The organism is Aestuariibius violaceus (assembly GCF_040779325.2).
Lineage (GTDB): Bacteria > Pseudomonadota > Alphaproteobacteria > Rhodobacterales > Rhodobacteraceae > Aestuariibius > Aestuariibius violaceus.
The window spans coordinates 72,844-88,688 of record NZ_JBFONT020000010.1 but is presented as its reverse complement, the minus strand read 5'-3'; the positions used below and the strand labels follow the sequence as shown (position 1 = coordinate 88,688).

Here is a 15,845-nt window from a genome sequence, read left to right as displayed (position 1 = left end):
GTCGCAGACCCCGAGGGCAGATGAGTATTTTTGGCCAGATGAAGGAACGGGTTTTCCTTCAAGATCAGTGGGCTATCCTCTGGCGCATGGCGCGTGATCCGGTTCTGACCTTTACAGACAAGGGGATTTATTGCCCGGGTGGTGACTTTTATGTCGATCCCTGGCGGCCGGTGGAGCGGGCGCTGATCACCCATGGGCATGCGGATCATGCGCGGGATGGGATGCAGTCCTACCTCGCGACGGAAGCCGCGGCGCCGGTGATGCGGCACCGGTTGGGGGAGATCCTGCTGGACACGGTACGCTATGGCGAGGTGCAGCGGATCGGGGAGGTCGACGTGTCCTTTCATCCGGCTGGCCATGTGCCCGGATCGGCGCAGATCCGGGTCGAGCGGGATGGAGAGGTCTGGGTCGTGTCGGGTGACTACAAGACCGTCGCCGACGGGCTGTCAGAGCCGTTCGAACCCGTGCGGTGCCACGCTTTCATCACGGAATGCACCTTCGGGCTGCCGGTCTTCAAGTGGACCGATCAAAAGGTTCTGCGGGAGCAGGTGAATGGCTGGTGGGCGGCGAATGCGGCGGAGGGGCGGTTTTCGCTTCTCGGGGCCTATGCGCTAGGCAAAGCGCAGCGGCTCTTGTCGCTGGTCGATGCCTCGATCGGGCCGATCCTGACCCACGGGGCGGTCGAGAACACGAACGAGGTGCTCAGGGCGCAGGGGATCGCGTTGCCCGAGACCGTGCGGGTCACGCCGGATCTGGATGTGAAGGCTTATCCGGGGGCGCTGGTTCTGTCGACACCATCAGGGCTGGCGACGCCCTGGGCGCGGCGGTTCGGGCAGGCCTCGACGGCGTTTGCCTCGGGCTGGATGGCGTTGCGCGGGGTACGGCGGCGGCGGGCGGCGGATCGGGGCTTCGTGATCTCGGACCATGCGGACTGGACCGGGCTGAACGAGGCGATCGGGGCGACGGGGGCGGAGCGGATCTTTGTAACGCACGGGTATACCTCGATCTTTCGGCGCTGGCTGGAGGATCAGGGATACGACGCGCAGATCGTCGAGACGGAGTATGAGGGCGAGGCGGATGCCGATAGCGGCGAGGTGGTGGAGTGAGACGCTTCGCGCAGCTTTTCACCGCCGTCGACCAGACGACGAAGACGACGCGGAAGGTAGAGGCGCTGACCGCGTATTTCCGGGAGGCGCCAGATGCGGACAAGCTGTGGACCGTGGCGCTCTTCACCCATCGGCGGCCGCGGCGGTCGGTCAATACGACGCTGTTGAGGCAATGGGCGGCGGAGCGGGCGGGGATTCCGTTGTGGCTGTTCGAGGAAGCCTATCCGATCGTGGGGGATCTGGCTGAGACGATCGCATTGGTCCTGCCGGAGGCGTCGCGGGAGGAGGACCGGCCTTTATCCTACTGGATTGACTATGTGCGGGCGCTCGGGACGCGGGACGAGGTGGGGAAGAAGGAGGGGGTACTCGAGGCCTGGGACCGGCTGGCGACGGTGGAGCGGTTTCTGTTCAACAAGCTCATCACCGGGGGCTTTCGGATCGGCGTGTCGGCCAAACTGGTGACGCGGGCGCTGGCGCGGGCGACGGAGCAGGACGAGGCGGAGGTGACGCACAAGCTGATGGGGGACTGGAGCCCGGACGCGGTGACGTTCGAGAGCCTTGTTCTGGCCGACGACCCGACGGCGGATCTGTCGAAACCCTATCCGTTCTATCTGGCCTATCAGCTTGACGACGTTGAGGATTTGGGACCGGCAGAGGAGTGGCGGGCGGAGCACAAGTGGGACGGGATCCGCGGGCAGCTGATCCTGCGCGGCGGAGAGCATCACCTGTGGTCGCGGGGCGAGGAGCTGATGACCGACCGGTTTCCGGAGCTGGCGCGGCTCAGGGATTTCGTGCCCGAGGGGACGGTGATCGATGGCGAGGTGCTGGCCTGGGCGGGCAATGCGCCGATGTCGTTCAACGCATTGCAAAAGCGGATCGGGCGCAAGACGGTGCCGAAGAAGCTGCTGGCGGAGGCGCCGGTCATCCTGAAGGCCTACGATCTGCTGGAATGGGAGGGCCGGGATATTCGGGCGGAGGCGTTCGATAAGCGGCGGGATTTGCTGAAGGATCTGGTGCGTGGATTGCCGGAGGATGCGCCGATGCGGTTGTCGGAGGGGGTGGCTTTCGGCAGCTGGGAGGAGTTGGCGGGGATCCGGGAAGGCTCGCGCGATATCGGGGCCGAGGGGCTGATGCTGAAGCGGGGGGCGTCGCCCTATCTCTCGGGGCGGAAGAAGGGGGATTGGTGGAAGTGGAAGGTCGATCCGCTGACCGTGGATGCGGTGATGATCTATGCGCAGCAGGGTTCTGGACGGCGGGCGAACCTGTTCACGGATTTTACCTTCGCGGTCTGGGATGAGACGGATCTGGTCCCGTTTACAAAGGCTTATTCCGGGCTGACCGATGAGGAATTCCGGAAGATCACGCAATGGGTGCGGCGCAATACATTGCAGCGGTTCGGGCCGGTGCGGCAGGTGACGCCGGAGCATGTGTTCGAGATCGCCTTCGAGGGGATCCAGGCGAGCACGCGGCACAAGTCGGGGCTGGCGCTGCGTTTTCCCCGGATGGCGCGGTGGCGGCATGATAAGAAGATCGAGGAGGCGAATACGCTTGGGGATCTGCAAGAGATGCTGGCGGTCTATGGGTAGGCGGGGCGCTCGGGCGAGCCTTCCGGCTCTGCTCGCTTGAGCGGGGTGGTGCCTTTGCGAGCTGTCGATGCCCATGCGCATATGGTGGCGACGGACTTTGCGCTGGCGCCTTCCGCGGTGGAGCGGCCGCCGGACTGGGATCTGGGAGAGGCACTGACGGCCTATCGCAAGCATCTGGAAAGGCTTGGATTTTCGCGCGGGGTGCTGGTGCACTCGATCCTCTACGGGACGGACAATTCGGTGACGGTGGAGGCGTTGCGGCAGTTGGGGCCGAGCTTTGCCGGGATCGGGCTGGTGTCGGATGACGTGGACGAGGAGGTGCTCGACCGGTTCGTGGAATGGCGGCTGAGAGGCGTGCGGCTGAACCTCGTGCACGGGTCGCTGCTGTCGTGGCCGGCAGCGCGGCGGCTGGCGCCCGCTTTGGCAGAGCGGGGATTGCATGTGGAGATGCTGCTCCATACCCATGAGCATCTGGCGGAGATCGCAGAGGACATCCAGGCGATGCCGGTGCCCGTGGTGATCGATCACTTGGGTTGGCCAGATGTGGCGCGCGGGGTGGAGGAGCCGGGGTTTCAGACGTTGCTGCGGCTGATTAGCGACGGCCACGCCTATGTAAAGCTGAGCGCCGTCTATCGTTTTTCGTCAGCGCCTTACGATGATGTCATCCCGCTCGTGTCAGCCCTCGCGGAGGCCGCGCCGGAGCGCTGCCTCTGGGGCTCGGACTGGCCGCATCTGATGCTGGGCAACGCTGGAAAGCCGGAGGCGGCCCGCCTCTTCGATGCGTTCTACGACGCCGTCCCATCCGAGGCCGCGCGGCGGACGATCCTTGTGACGGCCCCGGAGGCGCTCTACGGCCTTAACAAAAGGTAAAGGGAGATCTTAACAGAAGGTAAAAAAGAGAGACGAACCGTGGTTGGGCGGTCCGTCTCTCTGTCACTCGTACTCCGCTACACCGGACTGCTATCGGAATTGCAGCGCACGAAAGTATCTTTAGCTGTGCCCTGCTTAACCGGGGATGAATGGTGCGTTTAAAGAAGGCGTTGCGCGCACTTTTTTTGCCCGGAGCGCCTCGTTGTCCGGTTTTCCTTCTCCGTGCGCTGCCGTAGTCAGGGGCGTGAAGGAGATCTGCCCATGACCCGTGTTTTCGACGCCAACGCGACCACCGGTAACAGCCCGTTCGGGGACCTGCCCGTGTGGGATCTGACGCATCTTTACCCCGCCCCCGACGCGCCGGAGGTGAAGCGCGATCTGGATTGGCTGGAGGGCGCCTGCAAGGACTTTGCTGCTGACTACGAAGGCAAGCTGGAGACGCTCGACGGGGCCGGGATGCTCGAAGCCGTGGAGCGGAACGAGAAGATCGACATGATCGCAGGGCGGATCATGTCGTTTGCGGGGCTGCGCTATTACCAGAAGACGACCGATCCTGAGCGGGCGAAATTTTTCTCGGATTGCCAGGAGAAGATCACCGATTACACGGCGCCGCTGGTCTTCTGGTCGCTGGAGCTGAACCGGCTGGAGGATGATCATATCGCGGGGCTGTTCGCGGCGAGCGAGGGGCTGGCGCGGTACAAGCCGGTGTTCGACAAGCTGCGTGCGATGAAGCCCTACCAGTTGTCGGATGAGCTGGAACGGTATGAGCATGACAATTCGCCGGTCACGGGCTCTGCCTGGAACAAGCTGTTTGATGAGACGATGGCGGCTCTGGTCTTTACCGTGAACGGGGACGAGCTGGGGATCGAGGCGGCGACGACGCTGCTGACCGAGAAGGACCGGGCGGTGCGCGAGGCAGCGGCGCGGGAGATCGCGCGGGTGCTGGGAGAGAACGTCCAGCTGACGGCGCGGATCCATAACACCCTGACGAAGATGGGAGAAATCCAAGACCGCTGGCGTGGCTTTCCGACACCGCAGACCTACCGGCACCTGTCGAACCAGGTGGAGCCCGAGGTGGTCGAGGCGTTGCGGAACGCGGTGGTCGCCGCCTATCCGCGGCTGTCGCACCGGTATTATCAGCTGAAGGCGAAGTGGCTGGATCTGGATATCTTGCAGGTCTGGGACCGCAACGCGCCGCTGCCGATGGAAGCGGACCGCAAGATCCACTGGGATGAGGCGCGGGAGACGGTGCTGGACGCCTATGCGGGATTCGATCCGCGGATGGCCGATCTGGCGCAGCCGTTCTTCACCGATGGGTGGATCGATGCGGGCGTGACGCCGGGCAAGGCGCCGGGGGCGTTCGCGCACCCGACGGTGACAGATGTGCATCCGTATGTGATGCTGAACTATCTTGGAAAACCGCGTGATGTCATGACCTTAGCCCACGAGCTGGGGCATGGCGTGCACCAGCGGCTGGCGGCGGGACAGGGGGAGTTCCTGTCCTCGACGCCTCTGACGCTCGCCGAGACCGCGAGCGTTTTTGGGGAGATGCTGACCTTCCGCAAGCTGCTGGCGCAGGCCAAGGATCAGGCGGAGCGGAAGGTGCTGCTGGCGGGCAAGGTCGAGGACATGATCAACACGGTGATCCGCCAGATCGCGTTCTACGATTTCGAGGTGAAGCTGCACGATGCGCGCAAGGGCGGCGAGCTGACGCCGGACCAGATCAACGCGATCTGGATGTCGGTGCAGGGCGAGAGCCTGGGGCCGGCCTTCGAGTTCATGGAGGGCTACGAGACCTTCTGGTCCTACATTCCGCATTTCGTGCATTCTCCTTTCTACGTCTACGCTTACGCCTTTGGGGACGGCCTCGTGAACGCGCTTTATGCGGCCTATGAGGAAGGGGATCCGGACTTCCAGGAGAAGTATTTCGACATGCTCAAGGCGGGCGGGTCGAAGCACCACAAGGAGCTTCTGGCGCCGTTCGGGCTCGACGCGTCGGACCCGGCCTTCTGGGACAAGGGGCTGGGAATGATCGGCGGGTTCATCGACGAGCTGGAGGCGATGGAGGGCTGAGGCTACCTCAGGTCTTACCCGGATGTAAGCAGCGCGAACGGGGCGGATCGGGCGGGCAACGCGGGGTCTGCTGCGAATCGGCTGTTAACCTTGGTTTTAAGGGCGATTTGGCCGGTCGGCGTTCCGTCGGCATAACGTCGGCATTCTGTCGGACATTCTTCCGGCGATGAGCCGGGTTAATGCGGCGAACGCAGATTCGCGCCGCAACATCTTGAGGAAACAATTAGTCGATCACGCGGCCATTGTTGATCTGCCGTATCGGCGACAGACCGCCCGTCATCGAAATTTGACGGGGCTGTCACAGAGGTGACGTGTGCCGGATTCGGGCGTCCTGGATGCTGGGTAAATACTCATCCAGCCACGAGGTCAGACGATGCCGATCCTTCGCCCCTCCCGCCGCCAGACACTTGCCGGGTCCGCTGCCTTGGGCGGCGCGCTCTTCATGCCGAGCATCAGCCGCGCGCAGTCCCGCGCTACCATCACCCACGGGGTGCAGTCGGGCGATATCGCCCATGATGGCGCGATCATCTGGGCGCGGGCCGATCGCGAGGCGCAGATGGTCGTGGAATGGTCCACGACCGAGAGCTTCTCTAATGCGCGGCGGATGCCCGCGCTGCCTTTGGGCGGGCCGACCAGCAATTCGGGCAAGATGGCGCTGACCGGGCTGCCTGCAGATCAGGATATCTTTTATCGCGTAACGATGGAGGATCTGACGGACACCAACAGCGCGTCGGAGCCTGTTGTGGGCCGCTTCCGCACGGCACCGACGGCGCTGCGGGATATCAGCTTTGTCTGGTCGGGGGATACCGCCGGGCAAGGCTGGGGGATCGATGAGGATCGGGGCGGGATGACGATCTATACCACGATGGAGCAGCACCAGCCGGATTTCTTCATCCATTCGGGCGACACGATCTATGCGGACAATCCGATGGAGTCGGAGGTGGCGCTGGAGGACGGATCGGTCTGGCGCAACGTGATGATCGAGGAGAAGGCCACGGTGGCCGAGACGCTGGACGAGTTCCGGCACCAATACCTCTACAATCTGATGGATGCGAACCACCGGGCGTTTTCGGCACAAGTGCCGATCCTGGCGCAGTGGGACGACCACGAGGTGACGAACAATTGGTATCCGACCGAGATGCTGATCTCGGACGACCGGTATACGGAGAAGTCGGCCTCTGTCCTGGCCGCCCGTGGCGCGCGGGCATTTCACGAGATGATGCCGACGCGGACCAGCCTGGAGGAGCCCTACCGGGTCTACCGCAAGATCGCCTACGGGCCGCTGCTGGATATGTTCTTTCTGGATATGCGGACCTATCGCGGCCCGAACTCTGCCAATCGTCAGGAAGAGGGCGCCGCATTTCTTGGGCGCGATCAGATCGACTGGTTGAAGCGGGAACTGGCCAACAGCGATGCCTTGTGGAAGGTGATCGCGTCGGACATGCCGCTGGGGATGATGGTGCGCGACGGGGACGAGGCGTTCGAGAACATGGCCAACGGCGACGGCCCGCCGCTGGGTCGCGAGCAGGACATCGCAGAGATCCTGGCCTTCATCAAGCATGGCGGCGTTCGCAACACGGTCTGGCTGACGGCCGATGTGCATTACACCGCCGCGCATCACTACAGCCCCGACCGCGCCGAGTTTCAGGATTTCGAGCCGTTCTGGGAGTTCGTCTCGGGGCCGCTGCATGCAGGTACGTTCGGGCCGAGCGACTATGACAACACGTTCGGGCCTGAAGTGCGGTTCAGCAAGCATCCCGACGAGGGGCAGCGGAACCTGCCGCCGTCGGAGGGGCTGCAATTCTTCGGCAAGGTGGATATCGCGGCCGATACCGGCGTGATGACCGTGCGATTGATGGATGTGGCCGACGCAGAGCTTTGGTCGGTCGATCTGGATCCGGTTCGGGCCTGACGTCTTCTAGCCCTGCGCGTCGGGCATGTCGCCCATGACGCGGACGGCGATCTCTTTCAGGATCGCCTCCTGATCCAGCGGATAGCCGATCTTGTCGACCTTGCCGTCGATCAGCAGGAACGACAGGCCGTGGACGAAGCTCCAGAGGAGGAAGGCGCGGCGGGCCTCTTCGGGGCCAACCTCTGATTGGCCGAGGCAGCTGGCGACCTCGTGCTGGACGATGCCGAATTTCTGGTGGCCTTGGGCGACGAGGTCGGTCTGGTCGGCGTGATCTTCGGCCAGGCCAAAGATGAGCCGAAAGACGCCGGGCTCCTGCAAGGCGAAACGGATGTAGACGCGGCCGAGGGCAACGATGCGGTCGAGGCTGCCTTCGGGATACTTGGCCAGTTCGTCCGTCATCATCTTTTGGGAGCGCAGCATCCCTTCGAGCGTGACGGCGTTCAGCAACTCCTCCTTGTCCTTGAAGTGCTTGTAGGGCGCGGCGGTGGAGACACCGGCGACGCGGCACGCCTCGGACACGGTGAAATGGTCGGGGCCTTTTTCCTCGACCAGCTGGCGCGTCGCCTCGACCAGTTGGGCGCGAAGGTCGCCGTGGTGGTAGCTGCCTCTTTTCTTGATTTCTTGGTCACGGCTCATGATCCAACCTTTCTCAGACCACGTAAGACTTGTCAAAGTGAGAGACTCTAACATATGTAAGAGACGCTAACTTTGCGAGGATTGGACCGATGACCGCACACCGCCCGCAGACCCGCCTTCGCCGATTTGCCCTGAAACTCCTGTCGATCACGGCGACGCTCCTGGTCGTCGGCCTGGCTGTCGGCGCGGTCGCGACCGGCAGCACTGTCCTGACCAGCCGGGCCGAAGCGACGGAGCCGCCCGTGACGGCGGCGCTGACCCCGGTCGCGACGGAGCGGTTGGTGATCGAGAGCGCATTTGATCTGGAGCGGCGCTTTGTCGGTCAGGTCGAGGCGCGGTATCGGGCGGCGCTGTCGTTCGAACTGGGCGGGCGGCTGGACGCGATCGAGGTGGATGAAGGCGATCCTGTGGAGGCGGGGGCGGTGCTGGCCCGGCTCGACACGGATCTGCTGGAGGCGGATCGGGACCGCCTTGTCGCCTCGCGCGATGCGTTGTCGGCGCAGCTGATCTTTGCGGAAAGCCAGGTCGGTCGGAACGAGACGCTGGTCGGTCAGGGGTTCACGAGCCAGGAGCGGCTGGATCAGGCGGTGGCGACGCGCGACGAGCTGACGGCGCGGATCATCGAGACGGAGGCGGCGCTGGACGCTGTCGAGATCCGGATCGAGAAGTCGGTTCTGAGGGCACCGTTTGCGGGGCGGATCGGGGCGCGCAATGTCGATGGCGGGGAGACGCTGGCGGCAGGGCAGACCATCCTGACGCTGATCGATGTGGCGGAACCTCAGATCCGGGTGGGGTTGCCGTTGAGTGTGTCCATTGAGGATCTGGAGGCTGTCGAGGCCCTTGTGGGTGGCGCCCGGCATGAGGCGACGCTGATCAACCTGCGGCCGGATATCGATCCGGTGACGCGGACCCGTACGGCGCTGTTCGTTCTGGAGACCGAGACGCCGCCCGCCTTTGGCCAGACGGCGACGCTTCTGATGCGGGAGCGGGTGGCGCAGCCCGGGGCGTGGGTGGCGATGGATGCGCTGCAGGAGGGGACGGGGAGCGTCTGGACGGTTCTGATCGTCGACGACCACGGGGTGGTGCGGAATGCGGCGGTCGAGATCCTTCATGCGGAAAGCGAGCGGGCCTTCGTGCGCGGCAGTTTCGAGGATGGCGCCCGGCTGATCCGGTCGGGGGCGCATCGGGTGACGCCGGGCCAGTCGGTCCGCCTGACCGGGGAGAGCTGAGATGGAGACCCTCCCCTTCCGGCAGCCGCGGCTGGTGGCGCTGATCCTGCTGGTCCTGATCTCGGCCGGGGCCTCGTCGTTCCTGTCGCTGGGGCGGCAGGAGGATCCGACGATCACCAACCTTTTCGCGACGATCACCACGAGCTTTCCCGGCGCCGATCCGGCGCGGGTCGAGGCACTGGTGACGGCGGAGATCGAGGAGGAACTGCGCGAGATCGCGGAGGTCGACACGATCGAGTCGGTGTCGCGCAGCGGGGTTTCGGTGGTTTCGGTCGAGCTACTGGAGACGCTGGACGAGACGACGATCGAACAGGTCTGGTCCGAGGCGCGGGATGCGGTCGAGGATGCGCGGCGGGACTTCCCTGCTGGCGTGCAGCCGCCGGAATTCAATGCCGAGGGGATTTCGGCCTATTCGGCGGTCGTTGCGGTGACGGCGGACCATGACGGCGTGCCGATCACGCTGGCGCAGCGCCATGCGGAGACGCTGGCCGACCGGCTGCGGTCCATTCCGTCGACCCGGGCGGTCGATCTGTTCGGCGAGCCCGAGGAGGAGGTTCTGGTCAGGGTCGATCCGGTGGAGGCGGCGGCGTTGGGGCTGACGGCGCAGGAGATCTCGGCCCGGATCGCGGCGGCGGACGGCAAGGTGCAGGCGGGGCGGCTGCAGGGGGCTGCGAGCGATCTGACGATCAACATCTCGGGCGAGATCGAGACGCTCGACCGCCTGCGCGAGGTGGTGCTGCGCGAGAATGAGGACGGCGCGAGCGTGATGCTGGGCGACATTGCCGAGATCACCCGCGGCGCGCGGGATCCGGCGGAGGAGCTGGCGCTGGCGAACGGGCGACCCGCGGTGCTGGTCGGCGTTCTGGCGCAGGATGGCGTGCAGATTGACCGCTGGATGGGGTTCGTGCGCGAGGAACTGGAGAGCGGGTCCGCGGCGATCCCGGCGGGGTTGTCGGAGCAATTGCTGTTCGATCAGAGCACCTATACGGCGGCGCGGCTGGCCGAGGTCGGCACGAACATGGCGATCGGCGTGGGGCTGGTCGTCGCGGTTCTGTTCATCACGCTGGGCGTGCGCGCGGCGGCGATCGTGGCGCTGGTGCTGCCGGTCGTGTCGCTGTCGACGCTGGCCACGATGAACTTCATCGGCCTGCCGATCCACCAAATGTCGGTGACGGGCCTGATCGTGGCCCTGGGCCTGCTGGTCGACGCGGCGATCGTGATGTCGGACGAGATCCGTCAGAGACTGCAACGTGGTGTGGCGCGGATCGATGCGGTGGGCGATGCGGTCAAGCGGCTGGCGGCGCCGCTTCTGGCGTCGACCGTGACGACGGCGCTGTCGTTCACGCCAATGATCCTGCTGCCGGGACCGGCGGGGGATTTCGTGGGGGCGATCGCGATCGCGGTGGTGCTGATGCTGATCTGGTCGCTGTTCGTCGCGCTGACCGTGACACCCGCGCTTGCGGGATGGTTCCTGCCGCAGGGTCGCGACGGCACGTTCCTGGGCCGCGGGATCAGCCTGCCGGGGGTCGCGCGACTGTTCGAGCGGTCGATCCGCTGGGCGGTGGAGAACCCGATCAAGTCCATCGCCCTGTCGCTGGTTTTGCCCGTTCTCGGCTTCGCGGCCTTCCCGACATTGACGGCGCAGTTCTTTCCCGGGGTGGATCGCGATCAGTTCTATCTGGAAATCGACATGCCGCCCGGAACCGCGATCGCGGAGACCGAAGCCGTGGTGCGGGAGATCGATGCCTTGCTCGGCGCGGAAGAGGGCATCGTGTCCGCCTATTGGTCGATCGGGACGTCCGGGCCGGCCTTCTATTACAACATTACCGGCGGGCGGTCGCGCGAGCCGGGTTATGCACAGGCGATGATCAACTCGGCCTCGCCCGAAGCCTCGGCGCGGCTGGTGCCCGAGTTGCAGGAGCGGCTGGACGTCGACTTCCCCGAGGCGCGGATCATCGTGCGGGGGCTTGTTCAGGGGCCGCCCGTCGCCGCCCCGGTCGAAGTGCGGCTGGTAGGCCCGGATCTGGACGAGTTGCGGCGGCTTGGCGAAGAGGCCCGCGCGATCATGGCCGATCTGGATCTGGTGACGCAGGTCCGCGCAGGCGTCACCGGCGGCGCGCCGCAGATCCGGTTCGAGATCGACGAGGTGTCGGCGCGGCTTCTGGGGATGGACGTCACCGATGTGGCGCGCCAGCTGGAATCCGGCTTGGTCGGCGTCACCGGCGGATCGCTGGTCGAGGGGACGGAGCAGTTGCCCGTGCGCGTGCGGCTGGGCGACGGGCTGCGCGGCGATCTGGCGGCGATTTCGGATCTGCCGATCCTGCTGCCGGGGGCGGCCACCGTTTCGGCCACCGGCGCGTTCCCGGCGGTGCCGCTGTCGGAGCTGGCCCGGCCGGTACTGGAACCGGCCGAAAGCGTGATCACCCGCCGGAACGGCGAGCGGTCGAACACGGTGCAGGCCTTCATCGTGCCGGGCGTTCTGCCGGAGGAGGCGTTGCAATCGGTGCTGGCGGCGCTGGACGCGCGCGACTTTGCGCTGCCGCAGGGCTACCGGATGGAGCTGGGCGGCGATTCGGACGCGCGGTCGAATACAGTGGGGAACCTGTTGGCCTCGGTCGGGCTGATCGTGACGCTGACGATCGCGACGATCGCGTTGACCTTCAACTCGTTCCGGCTGACCGGCGTGGCGCTGGTGGTCTGCGTGCTGTCGGCGGGGCTGTCGATGCTGTCGCTCGCCATCATGCAGTACCCGTTCGGGATCAACGCGATCATCGGGGTGATCGGGTCGATCGGGGTGTCGATCAATGCCGCAATCATCATCCTGACAGGGCTGCAGGGCGATCCGGAGGCGGCGGCAGGCGACCGGGCGGCGATGGCGCGGGTCGTGTCGGGGTCGAGCCGGCATATCGTGTCGACCACCATCACGACCTTCGGGGGGTTCCTGCCCCTGATCCTGGCGGGTGGCGGGTTCTGGCCCCCCTTCGCGGTGGCGATTGCGGGTGGCGTGCTGCTGTCATCGGTCGTGTCGTTCTACTTCACGCCGCCGATGTTCGCCCTGCTGCATCGCCGGAAGGTGAGGGCCAAGACCGAAGCGGCGCCCGAGGTGGTGCAGGCGCCGCTCGTGCTGCGGCACGCGGCGGAGTGAGCTTTCAGCAGTAGAGGTCGGGCGCCTTCCGGAGCCTGGGCCACTGATCCTGCCAGTGGCCGTAGATGACGAAGGCCCCTGCGGCCTTGGCACGCGCCAACAGGTTTGCGGCGGTTTTGCTTGCAGCCTCGGTGGCGAAGGCCTCGCCGGGTCTTGAGATCGCATCCGATGTCAGCAGAACCGGGCCGGTTTCGGGCAGGTCGAGCCAGAGCGCGAGCTGGCCGGGTGTGTGGCCCGGCGCGTCGAGGAGGGTGAGGCCGGGGCAGAGCTCGGTGTCGCCGGTGATCGTCACCGTCTTGCGGTCGGGCCAGGCGAGAGGCTGCGCCGTCTGCCAGTAGACCGGGCGGTCGAGCGCCCGCTCCGCCGCCGAAAGGAGGAGCGGAGCCTGCGGAGCGAAAGCGAGGTCGCCGATATGGTCGATATGGCTGTGGGTCAGGACGAGAAGGTCGATATCCGCCGCGGTCAGGCCGAGAAGCGCGAGCTGCGCGGCGGGGCTGTTGGCCTCGGTAACGGAGACGACCCGGCCGAAGGCGTCGAGGCCATCGCCCTGCCCTGCCCCTTCGGGATCGGCGATGTATTTCGGCGGCAGGCCCAGATCGACCAGGATCGCCTCGCCCGCATCGGTGCGGATCAGGTAGCCGGGGAGGCCGATCCGGCGCTCGTCCTCGCGCACCTCGAAGAGCCCGTAATCGAGGATGGCGAGCGAGGTGACGCGGCCCTGGAGCTTTGGAAGATCTGTCACGGGGCGCAGGAAGCCCGGCCCGGCCCGGTTCTGTCAATCTTCTGCCTGCGCGGCAGGCGTTCCTGTGACCGGTTTGCGCAGGACGAGGGTTGCCGCTTGCAATGCGCCGGGGCCTTTGCTTTGTTCGGCAACCGACGGAGAGACGTGTTTGCCGTCGGAGTGATATGAGGGGAATGCCATCTTGGATGGAAGCGGACCGGACGCCTTTGTAGAGTTCGAGCGGGTCCAGAAAAGCTATGACGGCGAAACGCTCGTCGTCAAAGACCTCAACCTTTCCATGCCGAAGGGCGAGTTTCTGACGATGCTAGGCCCCTCGGGGTCGGGCAAGACGACCTGCCTGATGATGCTGGCGGGGTTCGAGACCGCCACATATGGAGAGATCCGGCTGGACGGACGGCCGATCAACAACATCCCGCCGCACAAGCGCGGGATCGGGATGGTGTTCCAGAACTACGCGCTGTTTCCGCATATGAGCGTGGCCGAGAACCTCGCCTTCCCGCTGGAGGTCCGCGATCTGGGCAAGGCCGAACGGGAAGAGAAGATCGACCGGGCGCTGGGCATGGTGCAGATGCAGGCCTTCAAGGGCCGCCGCCCGGCGCAATTGTCGGGCGGGCAGCAGCAGCGGGTGGCGTTGGCGCGGGCTTTGGTCTTCGAGCCGGAGCTGGTGCTGATGGACGAGCCGCTGGGGGCTTTGGACAAGCAGCTGCGGGAAAGCCTGCAGTTCGAGATCACGAACCTCGCCCATGAGCTGGGGATTACGACGGTCTACGTGACGCATGACCAGACCGAGGCGCTGACGATGTCGGACCGGGTCGCGGTCTTCGATGACGGGCGGATCCAGCAACTGGCCCCGCCCGATGAGCTGTACGAGAGCCCGCAGAACAGTTTTGTCGCCCAGTTCATCGGTGAGAACAACACGCTGGAAGGCGTGATCGAGGAGATGAAGGACGGGCTGGCGCTGGTACGGCTGGACGATGGCGGGCTGATCGACGCGGTGCCGGTGAATGTGGGCGGCGTGGGCGAGCGGACCAAGGTGTCGATCCGGCCCGAGCGGGTGGAGTTCAAGCGCGAGCGGCTGAGCCCGGAGGCGCATACCCTGAGGGCCGAGGTCCTGGAGTTCATCTATATGGGCGATCAGTTCCGGACGCGCCTGCGCGTCGCCGGGCAGGATGACTTCATCATGAAGAGCCGAAATGCCCAAGGGCAGGACCGCTTGAAGCCGGGCGAGACGGTGGAGATCGGCTGGCTGGCCGAGGATGCGCGGGCGCTTGATGCTTGAGCGCGCACTCGTCGCTCCCTCACGGGCGCTCCTCGTTGGGAGCGAAGAGGTCTGCAAGGACCGATGAGCGGCTGAGAGATGCCGGTGCCGCGACCCCCGACGCGGGCCGGGAGGAATGACCGGGGAAACAACTGGGAGACAAGTATGAAACTCAAGACCATCGCGATGACCACCACGGCGCTCGGCCTGGCCGGGACCGCCTTCGCGGAAGGCCACATGGCCGACGAGATGACGATCGTCAGCTGGGGCGGCGCCTATCAGGCGAGCCAGCAGAAGGCCTATTCCGAACCTTATGCCGCCGATACCGGTGTGAGCATCACCTGGGACGAAAGCTCGGCCGAGGCCACCGCCAAGATGCGCGCCATGGCCGAAGCGGGCAACATCACCTGGGACGTCGTCGATGTCGTCGCGTCGGACGCGATCCGGCTTTGCGACGAGGGCCTCGCCATGGAGATCGACCATGACGAGATGCTGGCACCGGGCGACGACGGATCGAGCGCCAGCGAGGATTTCGGCGAGCTGATCGTCAGCGACTGCTTCATCCCGCAGATCGTCTATTCGACAACCTTCGGCTACCGCACGGATGTCGAGGAATGGGGCGGGGCTGTGCCTGAGGATGTCTGCGCCGTCTTCGATCTGGAGACCTTCCCCGGCCAGAGGTCGCTCGAGCAGCGTCCGATCGCGAACCTGGAATGGGCCCTGATCTGCGACGGTGTACCGATCGAGGAGGTCTACGAGGTGCTGGAAACGGAAGAAGGGCAGGACCGCGCCTTCGCCAAGCTCGACACCATCAAGGACAGCGTGATCTGGTGGACAGCGGGCGCCGAGACGCCGCAGCTTCTGGCCGATGGCGAAGTGGTGATCGGGTCGACCTATAACGGCCGCCTCTTTTCGGCCATCGAGGAGCAGGACCAGCCGATCGCGATGCTGTGGGACTGGCAGATGTTCGACCTGGACGGCTGGATCATCCCCGCCGGTCTTCCGCCGGAGCGGGAGGCGCGCGCGCTGGACTTCGTGCGGTTCGCCACCGACACGCAGCGTCTGGCCGATCAAGCGAAATACATCTCGTACGGCCCGGCGCGCCAGTCGTCGGCCCCGCTTGTGGGGCAGCATGCGGAGCTTGGCATCGACATGGCGCCGCATATGCCGACCGATCCGGCGAATGCGCAGAACACCTTCCTGTTCAACTACGAATGGTGGGCCGATTACCGCGATGATCTGGATTCGCGGTTCCAGGCCTGGCTCGCCCAATAAGGCAAAGCGGGGC

11 protein-coding genes are annotated in these 15,845 nt (G+C 65.5%); 9 read left to right on the top strand and 2 right to left on the bottom strand.

What is annotated here, in order from left to right; genetic code table 11:
• The first annotated feature begins 86 nt into the window (after window positions 1-86).
• The 5 genes from AADZ90_RS19765 to AADZ90_RS19745 all read left to right on the top strand — a co-directional run bounded on the left by AADZ90_RS19765 (window position 87) and on the right by AADZ90_RS19745 (window position 7,547).
• Window positions 87-1,106, top strand: coding sequence for a ligase-associated DNA damage response exonuclease (locus tag AADZ90_RS19765; RefSeq protein ID WP_367311261.1), 1,020 nt, complete (start codon window positions 87-89; stop codon window positions 1,104-1,106).
• Window positions 1,103-2,692, top strand: a complete 1,590-nt coding sequence (locus AADZ90_RS19760; RefSeq protein WP_367311029.1) for an ATP-dependent DNA ligase — start codon at window positions 1,103-1,105, stop codon at window positions 2,690-2,692. Before AADZ90_RS19765 ends, AADZ90_RS19760 begins: the two co-directional genes overlap by 4 nt.
• Before the next feature lie 48 nt (window positions 2,693-2,740).
• Window positions 2,741-3,562: an amidohydrolase family protein gene (locus tag AADZ90_RS19755; RefSeq protein WP_367311028.1), complete on the top strand. Its 822-nt coding sequence runs from the start codon at window positions 2,741-2,743 to the stop codon at window positions 3,560-3,562.
• A 261-nt stretch (window positions 3,563-3,823) separates the two neighbouring features.
• Window positions 3,824-5,635: a M3 family oligoendopeptidase gene (locus AADZ90_RS19750; protein ID WP_367311027.1), complete on the top strand. Its 1,812-nt coding sequence runs from the start codon at window positions 3,824-3,826 to the stop codon at window positions 5,633-5,635.
• Window positions 5,636-6,008: 373 nt separating this feature from the next.
• Window positions 6,009-7,547 carry an alkaline phosphatase D family protein gene (locus tag AADZ90_RS19745; protein WP_367311026.1) on the top strand — a complete coding sequence of 513 codons (1,539 nt, stop codon included), beginning with the start codon at window positions 6,009-6,011 and terminating at the stop codon, window positions 7,545-7,547.
• 6 nt (window positions 7,548-7,553) lie between these two features.
• Here AADZ90_RS19745 and AADZ90_RS19740 read toward each other — a convergent pair whose 3' ends face one another.
• Window positions 7,554-8,183 (bottom strand): TetR/AcrR family transcriptional regulator, encoded by a 630-nt coding sequence (locus AADZ90_RS19740; RefSeq protein ID WP_367311025.1) that lies wholly within the window; start codon window positions 8,181-8,183, stop codon window positions 7,554-7,556.
• 89 nt (window positions 8,184-8,272) lie between these two features.
• On the opposite strand from AADZ90_RS19740, the gene AADZ90_RS19735 reads away from it, so the two are divergent.
• Both AADZ90_RS19735 and AADZ90_RS19730 read left to right on the top strand, forming a co-directional pair.
• On the top strand, window positions 8,273-9,412 hold the full coding sequence (locus AADZ90_RS19735; RefSeq protein WP_367311024.1) for an efflux RND transporter periplasmic adaptor subunit: 1,140 nt from the start codon (window positions 8,273-8,275) through the stop codon (window positions 9,410-9,412).
• A gap of 1 nt (window position 9,413) precedes the next feature.
• Window positions 9,414-12,557, top strand: a complete 3,144-nt coding sequence (locus AADZ90_RS19730; RefSeq protein WP_367311023.1) for an efflux RND transporter permease subunit — start codon at window positions 9,414-9,416, stop codon at window positions 12,555-12,557.
• 4 nt (window positions 12,558-12,561) lie between these two features.
• Here the strand turns inward: AADZ90_RS19730 and AADZ90_RS19725 are convergent, their stop codons facing one another.
• On the bottom strand, window positions 12,562-13,299 hold the full coding sequence (locus AADZ90_RS19725; RefSeq protein ID WP_367311022.1) for an MBL fold metallo-hydrolase: 738 nt from the start codon (window positions 13,297-13,299) through the stop codon (window positions 12,562-12,564).
• A gap of 181 nt (window positions 13,300-13,480) precedes the next feature.
• Here AADZ90_RS19725 and AADZ90_RS19720 point away from each other — a divergent pair, with 181 nt between their 5' ends.
• Entirely contained in the window at window positions 13,481-14,578 is a 1,098-nt protein-coding gene (locus AADZ90_RS19720; RefSeq protein ID WP_411997111.1) for an ABC transporter ATP-binding protein, read from the top strand.
• 144 nt (window positions 14,579-14,722) lie between these two features.
• The gene (locus AADZ90_RS19715) at window positions 14,723-15,832 is read left to right on the top strand and encodes an extracellular solute-binding protein (RefSeq protein WP_367311021.1); all 1,110 of its coding nucleotides are present in this window, start codon (window positions 14,723-14,725) and stop codon (window positions 15,830-15,832) included.
• The last annotated feature ends 13 nt before the right edge of the window (window positions 15,833-15,845 follow it).

Coding starts and splice junctions, on each gene's coding strand:
- AADZ90_RS19765 (WP_367311261.1), top strand. CDS start 87: ATGGCGCGTGATCCGGTTCTGACCTTTACAGACAAGGGGATTTATTGC.
- AADZ90_RS19715 (WP_367311021.1), top strand. CDS start 14,723: ATGAAACTCAAGACCATCGCGATGACCACCACGGCGCTCGGCCTGGCC.
- AADZ90_RS19740 (WP_367311025.1), bottom strand. CDS start 8,183: ATGAGCCGTGACCAAGAAATCAAGAAAAGAGGCAGCTACCACCACGGC.
- AADZ90_RS19745 (WP_367311026.1), top strand. CDS start 6,009: ATGCCGATCCTTCGCCCCTCCCGCCGCCAGACACTTGCCGGGTCCGCT.
- AADZ90_RS19730 (WP_367311023.1), top strand. CDS start 9,414: ATGGAGACCCTCCCCTTCCGGCAGCCGCGGCTGGTGGCGCTGATCCTG.
- AADZ90_RS19735 (WP_367311024.1), top strand. CDS start 8,273: ATGACCGCACACCGCCCGCAGACCCGCCTTCGCCGATTTGCCCTGAAA.
- AADZ90_RS19750 (WP_367311027.1), top strand. CDS start 3,824: ATGACCCGTGTTTTCGACGCCAACGCGACCACCGGTAACAGCCCGTTC.